The organism is Brevibacterium sp. Lmc1, assembly GCF_057654315.1.
The window spans coordinates 876,587-890,777 of record NZ_CM172803.1; the positions used below are offsets into that span (position 1 = coordinate 876,587).

Consider the following 14,191-nt stretch of genomic DNA (forward strand, 5'->3'; position numbering starts at 1 on the left):
GTTGGTGACTCCACCCGGCCCGACGGCGAGAACCGGTCCTGGAGGGAAGCGATCGGCCTCGGCACTCGACTCATCGTCGAGGGCCGAGGCCGATGCGTGGTTGCTAAGCGGAGCGGGCCGGACAATGGTCGTGGGCATCCATGACGTCTTCCGTGCATGCTCGGCGGGCGGTGACCGTTGGTGCGGCGAGCAGGCACGCGCATAGCAGCGAGGCGGCCGCGACGAAGGGAATCGCTTGCACTCCCACCGAATCGACAACGATTCCTCCCAGTGCTGCGGCAATCGCAGTTCCGGCATAGAGTCCGGAGATATTGAGCGACACCGCGGTCATTGCGGCGTCGGGGGCAGCCGCAATCGTGCTCGCCTGCATTGGAGGATTGAGCGCCCACGCGAAGATCGACCACGCACCGATGCCGATTGCAGCAGCCCAGAGGGGAGCTCCCATGAGAACAGCACCCCCGATCGCAGTCAACGCCGCCGAATGTCCGGCCAAGATGCTGATCCGTGCCGATCGCGGTCCGAAACGGTCGCTCAGGATGCCGCCGAGCAGCGCGGAGGCGACTCCGACGATCCCGACGATCAGCAGAAACATCGTCAACTCGGAGTCATCGCCGAAGGCATAACGGGTCAGAGGTCCCAGATAGGTGTAGAACATCAGTCCGCCGCCACCGCAGAGGAAGATCGAACCGACCATGCGAAGCACACCAGGATTGCGCAGCGGAGCGACCCGTTCGCGCAGCGTGCGCGATCTGCTTCCGGAAAGGTGCGGAAGGCTGGCCGCAATCACTCCGGCTGCGAGCAAGGCGACTGCAGCAATCATGACGAATGTCGCTCTCCACGTCATCACCCCGGCCATCCAGGTGCCCAATGGGACACCCGAGAACAGAGCGACCGTCAAACCAGCCGTGACCACCGACAGGTAACTGCCCTGGCGCCCGTCCGGCGCGCCTTCGGCGGCGGCCGTGAACGCTGTTGTCGAAACGACGGCCGCTGAGAGTCCTGCGATGATCCGCAGAATCAGCAAGGGCGCAAAGTCCGAAGCGAGGGCGCAGACGACATTGGCGACGGCGAACAGCAGCAGTCCCGAGACCAGGGTGTTCTTGCGTGGGAAGCGATCGGCCCAGACTCCGAGAACCGGTGCTCCGAGTGCGAATGCGAACGCATATGCGGTCACCAACTGTCCGGTGACGCCTGGAGATATCTGCAGGTCATCCGCGACCCTGTTGAGGACGCCGGCGATGACGAACTCGTCCGTTCCGAGTGAGAGTGTGGCGACGAAGAGGGCGGTGATCCAGATGGTGCCACGTCGCATGTTGCTCCTTTCGGTGAATGTTCGATGTTCGACGAACATGAAACACGCTACCATGGATGAATGGCGCAATCGCAGCATCCGGACATCGATGACATTTCCCTCACGCAGGTTCTGTCGGCGATGTCGGATCCGCTTCGATTGGGCATCGTGCTTCTGCTCTCCGATGGCCAGGAGCGTCAGTGGGGAGAGCTCGATGCTCCCGTGTCGAAGTCGACCCTCAGCCACCACATGAAGACGCTGCGGAGCGCGGGAATCACTCGTACTCGCGATGAGGGCACCCGGTGCTATGTCCATCTGCGCCGGGACGATCTCGATGGCAGATTTCCCGGCCTGCTCGATTCCCTCTTGACCGCAGCGTCTGAGGACGCAACCCCGGTGGGGTTGAAGCAGCAGTCGCCTCAGCCTCTCGTGCCACGGTCAACGCGCCGCCTCGCAACATAAGCTTCAGCCGCACTGATCGGTCATGCATGTGGGATTTCGGCGGTTTGTGCTGATAACGATTCATTCGTGCGAAATCGGCGGTTTGACGCCGATGTGACCGGCAAGCTGATCACGACCTGAACGACGGACTCGGCGTTGCTCGACCAGGTGATTCCCTCGTCGGCGTTCGTCTTCGAAACGGCACGAATGACCTGGAACGACAGCCCCGCCTCGGCGAGGGGTGACGTCATGGTCAGAGTTCGAAACTGAGCGTCGGCTCAGCGTTCGATTCAGCAGGTCACATTGGTGTCACGGGGAGCCGCGGCGCCCTGTTTCGACTTTGTCATGACCACAATGATCAGAACTCCACAACACCTGTGTTTGCGGCCTAGCGTCGACACTACAACCGAATACGGCCGATCAACCCGACGACGCTCTCAGCACAACACTGACAACGACGAAAGAAGGATGATCACAATGAAGAAGCTCGCACTCGCCGCCACTCTTGCTCTCGGCGTCTCATCACTTGCTGCCGGACCAGCGACGGCAGCCGGTCTCGACGGCGCAGAGTCGAGCGATGCTGCTCGGACAGCCTCTGCAGCAAGCGCGCAGGAGGACAAAGCGAAGAGCGGTGATTCGGACGACGGTTCGAACCCGATCGAGGCCAGCCTCGCACTCAAGTACGCGTATATGAATCCGATGGGGTTCTCCAGTTTCGGAGGGATCCAATACACCATCGACTCGTTGGAAGAGGGGGACATCGTCACCAATACCCTGACCGACGAGACGGCTCGAGTGGATAAGGACGGCCCATACGACGGCTCGATCATGCTCGACAGGGAACCCGAAGTCGGCACGACTGTCGACTTCACCGTCACGGTGGAGCGAAGCGGGGAGAGGACAGAAGAGTTTTCCGCAAGCGTCGAAGTGATGGAGGGCGATCGTGGCGACTCCGCCGATGGGGACGTCATCATCGACAACGACGAGATGACAGCTGCCGATTTCGGGGAATTCGGAATCGACCTCACGGTGGTGCAGTGTCCGGCCGACAGAACGGCGAACTTCACAGTCGCGAAGAAGGACGCGCCGGACACGGTACTGACGGAAAAGTCGCAGCTGGTCGGCGACGACGAATCCGCATCGGTGCACGTGGTGCCTTCGGCAAAGGTCGAGAACCACACCGGCGAATACATCGTCAAGACCGAATGTGGTGACCTCAAATCCGAGGGAACGTTCACGATTACGGATTGAGATACGGCTGTCGGTGTGAGTCGATCGCTCGCATGAATCGACTCTGAGTACGGCTCAGGCCCCGAACCCGGTGTGTCACCGAGGCTCGGGGCCTGAGCCGTGTCCGACTTCTTCCGGTGTTCAGCCCTTGGCGACGAGCGTGCGCACGGCCGAGGAGAAGAACCCCTGACCGTCGATTCCGCCGCCGGACTCGGGGCCGAAGCCGGCCTCGACGGCGTGTTCGGGGTGCGGCATGAGGCCGACGACGTTGCCTGCTTCGTTCGTAATTCCGGCGATGTCGCGCAGAGATCCGTTCGGGTTGAAGCCCTGGTAGCGGAAGACGACGCGTCCGGTGGACTCGAGCTCGTCGAGCACCTCGTCGGTGGAGACGAACCCGCCCTCACCGTTCTTCAGCGGAATGCGGATCGTCTGACCCTGCTCGTAGTCGCTCGTCCACGCGGTGTTCGCGTTCTCCACGACCAGGTCCTGGTCGCGGCAGACGAAATGCTGGTGATCGTTGCGGATGAGCGCACCGGGCAGCAGACGGGACTCGCAGAGGATCTGGAAGCCGTTGCAGATGCCGAGCACCGGCATACCGGCATTCGCCGCAGCCACGACGGACTCCATGATCGGAGCGAATCCGGCGATCGCGCCGCAGCGCAGGTAGTCACCATAGGAGAACCCGCCGGGCAGGATGACGGCATCGACTCCGGACAGCGTCGAATCCGCATGCCACAGGTTCACCGGGTTCGCACCGGCGAGACGAACGGCGCGAGCGGCATCGCGGTCATCGAGAGTTCCGGGGAACGTGACGACTCCGACGGAGACACCGGACTCAGGCGTCGCCTCGGCGGTGGGGTCAGCCGCGACAGCGGTCACGATGCGTCCTCGGTCACGCGGACAGCCACAACGTTTTCGATCACGGGGTTCGACAGAAGCTTCTCTGCGGCTTCGCGTGCCTGGGCGAGGACCTCCTCGGTGGCTTCGCCGTCTACCTCGAGTTCGAACCTCTTGCCCTGACGAACCTCACCGAACCCGGTGAAGCCCAGACGGGTCAGTCCGCCGGAGATCGCCTTGCCCTGGGGGTCAAGGATCTCGGGTTTGGGCATCACCTCAACGACGACACGTGCCATGCGTGTACTGCTCCTTTGTGAAAGTGTTCGGGAGTTCCTCCCGCGCTCACCCAGAGTCTACCAACCACGGCCGAATTCCCCGCCCGCGGTCCGGTCGTCGGACAGGCCGGAGCCCTCAGGAATCGAAGCCCATGCCCACTGCATCGAGGACCTTGAGCAGAGGTCCGCGACGGCCTTCGTTCTCATCGGCCTTGATCAGCGCATTCGTCGTCATCTTGATGCCCAGCCACGCCACCGGCTCTGGCGGGAACGGCAGGGGCAGCTTGCGCACCATCTCGAGCTCGGTCAGCTCGGTGTCCTCGCCGGAGAGAAGATCGAGCATGACCGTTCCAGCGAACCGAGACGCACCCACTCCGAGCCCGGTGAATCCCGCAGCCATGGCGACCTTCTTCCCATAGGCACTGGTGAAGAACGAGAAGAACCGTGAACAGGTGTCGATCGGTCCGCCCCATTTATGGGTGAACTTCAGCCCGGCCAGCTGCGGGAAGGTCTCGAAGAAGTGCTCGGCGAGGGTCTCGAAGGTCTCGGGTCGCTGATCGTATCTCCACGACACCTGCCGCCCGAAGTGGTAGACGGCGTCCCAACCGCCGAAGAGGATCCGGTTGTCAGCGCTCAGCCGGTAGTAATGGAAGCGATTTGCACAGTCGCCGATGCCCTGACGACCCTCCCACCCGATAGAGGCCATCTGCTCGTCGGTCAGCGGCTCGGTCATCAGCGCATAGTCGTAGACGGGAACCGTATGCAGACTCACCCGTTTGAGCAGCGAGGGGAACACATTCGTCGCCAACGCCACCCGCTTCGCCGTGACCTGGCTGCACGGAGCTGACGCGCAGTCCTCGAGGGTCTCCGCGGTCACGCGGGTCTGGACTCGCACGCTCGTCTTCGCGTCGCTGACATCGGTGACCTTCGTGCCCTCATAGACCTCGACACCGAGTTCGCGGATGACCCGCAGCAGCTCCCAGCACAGCTTCGCCGGATGGACCAGCGCAACCTCGCGGGAATCCCACAGCGCACCCTTGTACGTCGGCGACTTGACGATCCCCGCGAGCTCCTGCTGGTCGAGGAAGATGAAACCGGAATCGGGATCGTGGGCCTCACGCAGCTCGGCGACCTGGTAGTCCTCGGTGGCGACATCGAGTTCGCCCGTGCGTTCGAACTCGACGTCCATCCCGTACTTCGCCACCGCTGCTTCGATGGCGTCGAGGTTCTCCCGGCCCAGCTGCGCGAGCCGATCGTTCTCCTCCGGCAGGTGGGCTTCCCCGTTGTCGTAGCCGTGAGTGAGGCTGGCCGCGCAGAATCCGCCATTGCGCCCCGAGGCGGCCCACCCGATCGAGTTCGCCTCGACGAGCACGACCCGACGGTTCGGGTCCCGCTCCTTGGCCTGCAGAGCAGTCCACAGACCCGTGAACCCGCCGCCGACGACGAGGAGGTCGGTCTCGCGGTTCTCCTGCAGCGGCGGCAGCGGCTCCGGACGGAGATCGGTGTCGAGCCAGAACGGAACGGTCGAGGCGTCGGCCAATGCGGCATTGACGTCCATGTCACTTCACTTTCTTCGCAGTGCGGTCGGTGGGCACTCTGCCGGATAGGCAGGTGCGGGGTGGTGCGGAACGGCGGGCCGGCGCGAGCCGGCGAACTTCGGGGCCGCCTCGGTGATGGAGTGCCTCATGCGGCCATCGTCTTGATGATCTCCGTGGCGTTGCCGCCGGCCTTGCGCAGGACGAAGCCGACGAAGCCGAGTGCGGCGAGGGTGAGGACGAACATCACCGTCGACATCGCCGCGACCTCGGGGCGCAGAGCCACGCGGACGGCGGAGAAGATGTAGACCGGCCACGGGGTGTAGCCCGGCTGCTGGACGAAGCTCGAGAGAATCGTGTTGTCGAGGCTGACGGTGAACGACATCAGAGCACCGGCGAGGATGCCGGGGGCCGCGATCGGCAGGGTGATGTCCTTGAACCGGTTCCACGGGGTGGCGCCGAGATCGGCGGCGGCATCCTCGAGCTGGGTGTCCATTCCGGCGAGGCGGGCCCTGACGATGAACGTCACGATCGCCATGGAGAACATCGCGTGCGAGATGATGAGCCTGACCAGGCCGTTGTTGAGCGGTGTGATGCCCCAGTCGACACCGACGGTGACGAACCACGGCAGGAACGAGATGCCGTCGACGATCTCGGGCGTGACCAAGGTCAGTCCAAGGATCGCGGTCAGTCCGAGCGCCCACCAAGCGCCCCTTCTGGCCCTGGCCAGAGCGACTCCGCCGAGGGTGCCGAAGATCGTCGAGACGATGGCGGTGCCGACGGCTGCCTGCAGGCTCGTGACGATGGAGGAGACGATGATGTCGTTGTTGATTCCGCTGATATAGGCGTGCAGGCCGAAGCCGCGGAAGTTCGCGAGCACCTTGCCGTTGTTGAACGAATAGGCGATGATCACCGCGATCGGCACGAACAGGTAGACGAAGACGAGGATGCCCCAGACGTGCAGGGCGATATCGGTCGGTGTCCGACGTGCGAACGTGTTCTTCTTCGGCATCTCAGGCCCTCCCGTCATGCAGCGGAACACTGTTGAGTTTGGCCGTGATCGCCTGCCCGAGCTTGAGCAGTGCGAAGCCGACCCCGACGACGGCCAAGGTAGAGATGATGAGGATCATCGCCATGGCCGCTCCGACCGCCCAGTTCTGTGCGGTGTTGAACTGATTGGCGATGAGCTGACCGACCATGGAGCCGCTCGCTCCGCCGAGGACGGTCGCGGTGACGTAGTCGCCGTTGAGCGGGATGAACACGAGCAGGCAGCCGGAGACGACTCCGGGCATCGCCATCGGCAGCGTGACCCGCATGAAGGTCTTCACCTTCCCCGCGCCGAGGTCGTAGCTGGCCTCGCGCAGCTTCTTGCCCGAGGCATCGATGGCGACGAACAGCGGCAGGATCATCAGCGGCAGGTAGTTGTAGACGACGCCGATCTGCACCGCCGTCCGCGTGTAGAGGATGTCGAGGGGGCCGTCGAGCAGCCCGAGCCCCTGCAGCCAGTTCGACAGGAACCCGTCGGGGGAGAGCATGATCTGCCAGCCGAGGGTGCGGACGAGGAAGTTCGTCCAGAACGGCACCATTACCAGGGCCAGAGCTAATGACCTGCGGGCGGGTGCAACCTTGATCGCCAGCCAGTACGCGAACGGCAGGGCGATGATCAGGCACAACAGGGTGCCGAGCAGCGAGATGCGCAGCGTCGCGAAGAAGGTCGAGACGAAGCTCGCGCTCATCGCCTCCGGGTACCGACCGAACGACAGGCGATCGGTGGCGATGGCCGTGAACTGGTCGGGCTTGTATCCGAAGCTGTAGAAGACGATGAGGGCGAGGGGAATGATGAAGAAGAACAGCGCATAGGCCCATGTCGGAAACGACATGGCCGCCGGGCCGAAGAGCTTCGTCGCCGGCTTCTTCGGTCGTGGCTGCTGCGGTCGGGTCTGAGTGCTCATGCTCCGCTCCTGGCCTGGGCGTCGGTGAGGATCTTCGTCCGGATCTGATCGGCCGGAGTCTGCTTGCTCGGTTCGAGTCGGTCGAGGACCTTCTGTGCAGGGAAGATGAGGTCCTGTTGGTCGAGGTCGGCCTTCTTCGCCTGCTCGGCCAGGCCCTTCGTTCCGATCGGGTAGCCGATGTAGTCGAGCTGGTCGACCGCGGTGTCCGGCGAGAGCATGTGGTTGATGAAGGCGTGCGCGGAATCCGGGTGCGGGGCGCCGGTGGCGATCGCCCAGCAGTCCATCCACAGATTCGCCGAGGGGGTCGGAAAGACGAACTTCCAGTTCTCCGGGTCCTTGACCTCGGTCAGGCCCTGCCTGGCATCGCCGTTGAAGGCGTGCAGAAGGGTGAAGCTGCCCTGGATCATGCTCGTGGCGGCGTTGCCGACATAGGCCTTCACGTTCGGGGCCAGGTCATCGACGATGATCTTCCGAGCCTGGTCGAGCTCTCCTTCGTCCTGGGTGTTGAGGCTGAAACCCTGTGCGGCCAGGGCGATCGCCGAGACCTCCCATGGGTCCTCGAGCAGTGCGGTCGTGCCGGCCGCTTCCTTCTGCGCGGCGTCGAGGAAGTCCTGCCAGCTCGTCATCTCCCGGTCGATCTTCTTCGTGTTGTAGACGAACCCGGTGGTGCCCCACGCCTTGCAGATCGAGTACGTGTTGTCCGGATCGAAGTACTGATGCGTGAAGTTCGGGTCCATGTGCTCGAAGTTCGGGATCAGGCTGAGGTCGAGCTCCTGGAGCAGGTCATGTTCGAGCATCTGCGGAATGTTCGACCCCGTCGGCACGACCACGTCGTAGCCGGACGTCCCGCGCGAGGTCGAGAGCTTCGCGACGAGCTCCTCGTTCGACCCGTAGGCGTCGACCTGGACGAGGATGTCGTTCTGGGATTTGAAGGCGTCGAGAAGTTCGGGGTTGTCGTAGTCGCCCCACGAGTAGAGGTTGAGCTTCGATTCGAGCTTTCCGTCGGTCGGCGGCGATGCCGCCATCTTCGTGGTCTTCCCACACGCGCTCAGTGCCCCGAGTCCGACGACGCCGAACCCGGCCAGCAGCGCTCGCCGGCTCAATCTCGCCGAGGCGGCCCGCGGGGCCAGGAACGTCACATCGGGTCTCTGCCGAACCATTTCAGGCACCGCCTTCGAGGAGGGACGTGACCGCGTTCGGCTCACGGTCGTACACGGCCACGGCGTCGGCGTCCCAGCTCAGCTCCACCTCGGTGCCGGCGCTGATCGGCTCCCGCCCGGCGGCAGGCACGCGGGCGAGGAGCTCATCGTTGTCGCCGACGACGATCATGTACTGGATGACATCGCCGAGGAACGAATACGAGATGACGGAACCGCGCGCCGTGTTCGCCTCCCCGGAGTTCTCGCCCGCCGGGGCGACGTGCATTCGTTCGGGACGGATGGCCGCGCGCACTCGGTCACCGACCTCGAGATCACGTGTCTCTCCGGCGGCGGTGGCCGGTCTGAGCGTCCGCGTCGGGGCAGTGAGCACGGCGTTGGCCGTGCGCAGGGTCACGGCCGACGAATCGGTCGACGCCACCTCGGCGGGAATGAAGTTCTGTTTGCCGATGAAGCCGGCGACGAAGCCGTTGTGCGGGTTCGCGTAGATGTCCTCACCGGAGCCGATCTGCTGGATGACGCCGTCGTACATGACGACGATGCGATCGCTCATCGCCAGCGCCTCATCCTGATCGTGGGTGACGAAGACGAAGGTCGTGTCGAGCTTCGTGTGGAGGCGTTTGAGCTCGAGCTGCATCTCCTCCCGCAGCTTCCGATCAAGCGCCGACATCGGCTCGTCGAGAAGGAGGACCTGCGGCCGGTTGACCAGCGCCCGGGCCAGGGCGATGCGCTGCTGTTGACCGCCGGAGAGCTGTTCGGGTTTGCGCCCGGCGAAGTCCTCCATCTGCACAAGGGCGAGGGCATCGCGGACGCGCTGCGCGATCTCCGGTTTCGGGACCTTCGCCTGCTTGAGTCCGTAGGCGATGTTGTCGGCGATGTTCATATGCGGGAACAGCAGGTAGGACTGGAACACCGTGTTGACCGGTCGGCGGTGCGGCGGCAGGGACACGATGTCCTTGCCGGCGAGCAGGATCGCACCGTCGGTGGGGGTCTCGAAGCCGGCGATCATCCGCAGCAGGGTGGTCTTTCCGCAGCCGGAGGGGCCGAGCAGGGAGAGGAATTCGCCCTTGCGGACGTTCAGATCGAGGCGTTCGATGGCGGTGTTGTCGCCGAAGACCTTCTTCACACCCTGGATCTCGAGGTGGTCGAGTCCGGTCTCCGCAGACGGCGTCGAGGTGGCTGTACTGGTCATGATGGCCTTTCGTCTTCAGCTGGCTGAGCCGGTGGCGGTCGGGGTGGACGGCGTGGTCGGTGCCGGTGTTCGAGGCAGCAGGGCGTCGTGGACGATGCGCCCGTCGCAGATCGTCAGTTCGTTCGTGATCTCCGCGATATCGGTCGGCGGCAGCGTGAACGGGTTGGCGCTGGCCAAGGCGAGGTTGGCCGGCTGACCGGTGCGGATGTGGCCGTTGTCGGCCGAGCGCAGCAGGTGTGCCGAACCTGCGGTGTAGGCACGCAGCGCCGTCGTCAGGTCGATCGCCTCGTCGGGCAGCAGCGGCGACTCATCCGCGGCGGTCGGGTGCGAGCGATTGAGCGCGACATGGATCGCGTCCCACGGGTTCGCCGTTGATACCGGCCAGTCCGAACCCATCGCCAGATGGGTGCCGGAGCGGTTGAGGGACCCGAAGGGATAGAGCCAGCCGCTGCGCTCGGCACCGAGGAACGGCAGGTTGAGGTCGATCATCTGCTCGTCATAGCAGGCCCACAGCGCCTGCAGGTTCGCGGTGACTCCGAGTTCGGCGAAGCGGGGGACATCGGCGGGATCGACGACCTGGACGTGGGCGATATGGTGACGGCGTTCGCCGGTGTCAGCTGCGCCGGTCGACCCGGTGCCGGCCGTGCCCTGGCTGCGGACGGCCTCGAAAGCGTCGAGGGCGGCCTTGACCGCGGCATCGCCGATCGCATGGCAGTGGATGTCGAAACCGGCCGCATCGAGAGCCGCGAACGAGGCCTCGAGGTGGGCGCGAGTGAAATAGCTCGTTCCGAAGCCGCCGCAGGTGCATGTGTATTCGGTCGTCATCGCCGCAGTCCGGGACTCGACGATTCCGTCGAGCATGAACTTCACCGAGGTGGCGCGGAAGCGTCCGTCGGAACGTGCGAGATCGGTCAGTCGGGCCACCTCGGCGTCGATGTCCTCGACTCCGCGCGGCCACCACAGGCTGCCGACGACCTCGGACCGGAGCGCGCCCGATTCCGCCGCCCCGACGTAGGTGTCGTACGGGTCGCGGTGGCCGCCGTAGTCGCCGACGATGGCGTCCATCCATGCGGTCACGCCGAGGGAGTTGAGGTAGCGCTGACCTTCGCGCAGACCGGCAAGGACCTCCTCCTCGGAGGCGGAGGGAACGTGGGCTGAGACGAGGTCGATGGCCGATTCGTGCAGGCACCCGGTGGGACGGCCCGCGGAATCGGCGACGATGACGCCGCCGGCAGGTGCCGTGGACGTCTCGTCGAGTCCGGCTGCGGTCATCGCCTGCGTGTTCACCCATGCCGAATGGTGGTCGGCGCTGAGGAGGATCGCCGGCCGATCGGGGCAGGCCTCGTCGAGGATGTCGGCAGTCGGGTCTCCTCCGGGGAAGTGGGCCATGGACCAGCCGCCGCCGATGACCCAATCGTTCGCGGGGTCGGTCGCGCCGTCATCACGGGTCGTGTCGGCGACATAGTCGCGGATCATCTGCAGTGCCGCCTCGAGGCTGTCCGCTCCGCTGATGTCGCAGGCCAGGGCCTCCTGGCCGCCGAAGGTCGTGTGCACGTGCGCATCGACGAAGCCGGGAGTGAGCAGCTTCCCGGCGGCGTTGATCGTGCGCGACGCGGGCACAGCTGCGGGTCCGGTGCCGATCTCGGTGATGATCCCGTCGCGGATGCTCACACGATTCTCGGCGCGCAGAGCCTCACCGTCGAAGATCGTGACATCGAGGATATCGAGGTCCAATGCTGCCTCCCGACTGCAGTGTCGTGGCAGAGGCGGATTGCCGAGCCCGCTCTCTGAGTGTGTTGTGGATCACTGTGAAGTCACCTTAGCGGAACTTCCCCCGTGATTCCACTGATTCCGTTGCGGAAATATGGGTCAAGTGAGGGAAACTGCAACACGGATTGCCGGTAGCGCTGATTCAGCGTCTCACACTGCGATATTCGCACAGGAGCCGCTGGCGGCAATGGTGAAGCCGCGAGGCACCGACTTGTCGTCGATGCCCCGCGGCTTCTGTGGGGTTGTGAACTGAGCGCTTCAGCCGGGGAAGGTCTCTCCGGTGAGCTTCTCGAAAGCCTCGATATAGCGGGCACGGGTCTTCTCGACCACCTCGGCGGGCAGGGCCGGGGGAGGAGTGTCCGACGCCTTGTCCCAGCCGGATTCTTCGGTCAGCCAATCGCGGACGAACTGCTTGTCGAAGCTCGACTGAGCCTTGCCTGCCTCATAGCCCTCGGCGTCCCAGAAGCGGGAGGAGTCCGGGGTGAGCACTTCGTCGCCGAGGACAATCGTGCCGTCGGGCAGGGTCCCGAACTCGAACTTCGTGTCGGCGAGGATGATCCCGCGTTCCCGGGCGATCTGCTCGGCACGCTGGTAGATCTCCACGGTCAGGTCGCGCAGCCTCTCTGCGGTCTCGGTCCCGACGGTCTCGGCGACGGCCTCGAAGCTGACGTTCTCATCGTGTTCGCCGAGCTCGGCCTTCGTCGCCGGAGTGAAGATCGGAGGCTCGAGGCGATCGGCCTCGACGAGTCCGGCCGGCAGCTGGATGCCGCACACGGACCCGGTGGCCCGGTAGTCCGACATTCCCGATCCGGTGAGGTAGCCGCGGGCCACGCACTCGACGGGGAACATGGAGAGGTTCTGCACGATGAGGCCGCGGCCGGCCACGGCCTCGGGCACGTCTGAGCTGATGACATGGTTGCCGATGACATCGGCGAGCTGATCGAACCACCACAGGCTGAGTCCGGTGAGCACCTTGCCCTTGTCCGGGATCTCCGAGTCGAGTACCCAGTCATAGGCGGAGATGCGGTCCGAGGCGACCATGAGCAGCTGCTGCGCACTCGCGGCATCGGCGGCGTCGGCGGGAATGTAGAGGTCGCGGACCTTCCCCGAATACACGTGCTTCCAGCCCGGCAGCACCGGGGCGACCGGTGCGGGGGCGGCGTATCCGGAGGCGAGATCGATACGTCCGGCGGCGGCCGCCTCGGCGATATCGGTGCGGTGCTGCTCACCGTCCCACTTGATCTGGCCGACCGCGGCATAGGCCTTCGCCCGCGCATCGTCGAGGTCGTCGCCGAGGGAGACGACGGAGAGCACGCGGCCGCCGGAGGTGACGATGTCACCGGTCTCGGCGATGTCCTTCGTGATCACGGCATCTTCGGGGGCGAATCCGCCGCTGGGACCGGTCGCGAGTTTCGTACCCGCGTGAAGGGCGCTGACGTCGGGCAGTGTCGCGACGGTGTCGAGTCCGCGGATGATGTCTCCGGTGCTCGGAGTCCCCGGGTAGTTCTCGGCGGCCATGACCACTGTCACCGATGAGCGCGGATCCCATTCGAGGGGCGCGGTCTCGTTCAGGCGTCCTTCGGCAGCGGCGAGCAGCGTCTGGCCCAGGGGGCTGGACAGGCGGGCGAGCACCGACTGGGTCTCCGGATCGCCGAAGCGGACGTTGAACTCGATGACGCGCAGACCCTTCGACGTCAGCGCGAGGCCGCAGTAGAGGAGCCCGGTGAACGGGGTGCCGCGGCGGGCCATCTCATCGACGACGGGCTGGGCGACGGTGTCGATGATCTCGTCAACGGTGCCGGCAGGCAGCCACGGCAGCGGCGAATACGCGCCCATCCCGCCCGTGTTCGGGCCGGTGTCACCGTCTCCGATGCGTTTGAAGTCCTGAGCCGGGGCCAGGGGAACGGTGGTCGTGCCGTCGCAGAGGACGAACAGGGAGACCTCGGGGCCGTCGAGATAGTCTTCGATGACGACCCGGTCGGAGACCTCGAGGCAGGAGCTCGCATGCGTCAGCGCGGCATCGAGGTCATCGGTGACGACGACTCCCTTGCCGGCGGCCAGGCCGTCGGCCTTGACCACGTGCGGGGCGCCGAATTCGCGCAGTGCGGCCGCCGCCTCGTCGGTCGAATAGGCGACCACCGTACGTGCAGTCGGCACGTTCGCGGACTCCATGACCTCCTTTGCGAACGCCTTCGAGCCTTCGAGGTGCGCCGCTTCCGCGCTGGGGCCGAAGACGGGGAAGGAAGCTTCGCGCAGAGCATCCGCAACTCCGGCGACCAGCGGGGCTTCGGGCCCGATGACGACGAGATCGACGTCGAGGGTCTCAGCCAGCGCGGTCACGGCGGCGGCATCCGAGGCATCGACCGCCTCGGTGTGGGCGATCTGCGCGATACCGGGATTGCCGGGAGCAGCGATGACGGCGTCGACCTGCGGGTCGCGCGAGAGAGCGAGGACAAGGGCGTGTTCACGGGCGCCCGAACCGATGACAAGAACCTTCACGCCACCAGCCTA

Annotated in this window: 12 protein-coding genes; 2 read left to right on the forward strand and 10 right to left on the reverse strand. The window is 65.1% G+C overall.

What is annotated here, in order from left to right:
- Positions 1-103: 103 nt before the first annotated feature.
- The gene (locus AC239G_RS03715) at positions 104-1,312 is read right to left on the reverse strand and encodes an MFS transporter (RefSeq protein ID WP_487489844.1); all 1,209 of its coding nucleotides are present in this window, start codon (positions 1,310-1,312) and stop codon (positions 104-106) included.
- A gap of 60 nt (positions 1,313-1,372) precedes the next feature.
- On the opposite strand from AC239G_RS03715, the gene AC239G_RS03720 reads away from it, so the two are divergent.
- Positions 1,373-1,753: an ArsR/SmtB family transcription factor gene (locus tag AC239G_RS03720; protein ID WP_487489845.1), complete on the forward strand. Its 381-nt coding sequence runs from the start codon at positions 1,373-1,375 to the stop codon at positions 1,751-1,753.
- Positions 1,754-2,209: 456 nt separating this feature from the next.
- Positions 2,210-2,983 carry a hypothetical protein gene (locus AC239G_RS03725; protein ID WP_487489846.1) on the forward strand — a complete coding sequence of 258 codons (774 nt, stop codon included), beginning with the start codon at positions 2,210-2,212 and terminating at the stop codon, positions 2,981-2,983.
- 120 nt (positions 2,984-3,103) lie between these two features.
- Here the strand turns inward: AC239G_RS03725 and purQ are convergent, their stop codons facing one another.
- From purQ to purD, 9 genes are all read right to left on the reverse strand, one after another.
- Positions 3,104-3,841, reverse strand: coding sequence for a phosphoribosylformylglycinamidine synthase subunit PurQ (gene purQ / locus AC239G_RS03730; protein WP_410710963.1), 738 nt, complete (start codon positions 3,839-3,841; stop codon positions 3,104-3,106).
- On the reverse strand, positions 3,838-4,095 hold the full coding sequence (gene purS / locus AC239G_RS03735; RefSeq protein ID WP_487489847.1) for a phosphoribosylformylglycinamidine synthase subunit PurS: 258 nt from the start codon (positions 4,093-4,095) through the stop codon (positions 3,838-3,840). Before purS ends, purQ begins: the two co-directional genes overlap by 4 nt.
- Before the next feature lie 115 nt (positions 4,096-4,210).
- Positions 4,211-5,632, reverse strand: coding sequence for an NAD(P)/FAD-dependent oxidoreductase (locus AC239G_RS03740; RefSeq protein WP_487489848.1), 1,422 nt, complete (start codon positions 5,630-5,632; stop codon positions 4,211-4,213).
- A 125-nt stretch (positions 5,633-5,757) separates the two neighbouring features.
- Positions 5,758-6,621 carry an ABC transporter permease gene (locus AC239G_RS03745; protein WP_139470423.1) on the reverse strand — a complete coding sequence of 288 codons (864 nt, stop codon included), beginning with the start codon at positions 6,619-6,621 and terminating at the stop codon, positions 5,758-5,760.
- Between the two features lies 1 nt (position 6,622).
- A complete protein-coding gene (locus AC239G_RS03750) occupies positions 6,623-7,561 on the reverse strand; it encodes an ABC transporter permease (RefSeq protein ID WP_487489849.1) in 939 nt (312 codons plus the stop codon).
- Positions 7,558-8,721, reverse strand: a complete 1,164-nt coding sequence (locus tag AC239G_RS03755) for a polyamine ABC transporter substrate-binding protein (RefSeq protein WP_435002082.1) — start codon at positions 8,719-8,721, stop codon at positions 7,558-7,560. Before AC239G_RS03755 ends, AC239G_RS03750 begins: the two co-directional genes overlap by 4 nt.
- A gap of 1 nt (position 8,722) precedes the next feature.
- Positions 8,723-9,910, reverse strand: coding sequence for an ABC transporter ATP-binding protein (locus AC239G_RS03760; RefSeq protein ID WP_487489850.1), 1,188 nt, complete (start codon positions 9,908-9,910; stop codon positions 8,723-8,725).
- Positions 9,911-9,925: 15 nt separating this feature from the next.
- On the reverse strand, positions 9,926-11,644 hold the full coding sequence (locus tag AC239G_RS03765) for an amidohydrolase (RefSeq protein WP_487489851.1): 1,719 nt from the start codon (positions 11,642-11,644) through the stop codon (positions 9,926-9,928).
- A 294-nt stretch (positions 11,645-11,938) separates the two neighbouring features.
- A complete protein-coding gene (purD, locus tag AC239G_RS03770; RefSeq protein ID WP_139470418.1) occupies positions 11,939-14,179 on the reverse strand; it encodes a phosphoribosylamine--glycine ligase in 2,241 nt (746 codons plus the stop codon).
- Positions 14,180-14,191: the final 12 nt, after the last annotated feature.

Excerpts from the sequence above, each read along its gene's own strand:
- AC239G_RS03715 (WP_487489844.1), bottom strand. The coding sequence starts at position 1,312 with ATGCGACGTGGCACCATCTGGATCACCGCCCTCTTCGTCGCCACACTC.
- AC239G_RS03760 (WP_487489850.1), bottom strand. The coding sequence starts at position 9,910 with ATGACCAGTACAGCCACCTCGACGCCGTCTGCGGAGACCGGACTCGAC.
- AC239G_RS03725 (WP_487489846.1), top strand. The coding sequence starts at position 2,210 with ATGAAGAAGCTCGCACTCGCCGCCACTCTTGCTCTCGGCGTCTCATCA.
- AC239G_RS03745 (WP_139470423.1), bottom strand. The coding sequence starts at position 6,621 with ATGCCGAAGAAGAACACGTTCGCACGTCGGACACCGACCGATATCGCC.
- AC239G_RS03740 (WP_487489848.1), bottom strand. The coding sequence starts at position 5,632 with ATGGACGTCAATGCCGCATTGGCCGACGCCTCGACCGTTCCGTTCTGG.
- AC239G_RS03755 (WP_435002082.1), bottom strand. The coding sequence starts at position 8,721 with ATGGTTCGGCAGAGACCCGATGTGACGTTCCTGGCCCCGCGGGCCGCC.
- AC239G_RS03720 (WP_487489845.1), top strand. The coding sequence starts at position 1,373 with ATGGCGCAATCGCAGCATCCGGACATCGATGACATTTCCCTCACGCAG.
- AC239G_RS03750 (WP_487489849.1), bottom strand. The coding sequence starts at position 7,561 with ATGAGCACTCAGACCCGACCGCAGCAGCCACGACCGAAGAAGCCGGCG.
- purS (WP_487489847.1), bottom strand. The coding sequence starts at position 4,095 with ATGGCACGTGTCGTCGTTGAGGTGATGCCCAAACCCGAGATCCTTGAC.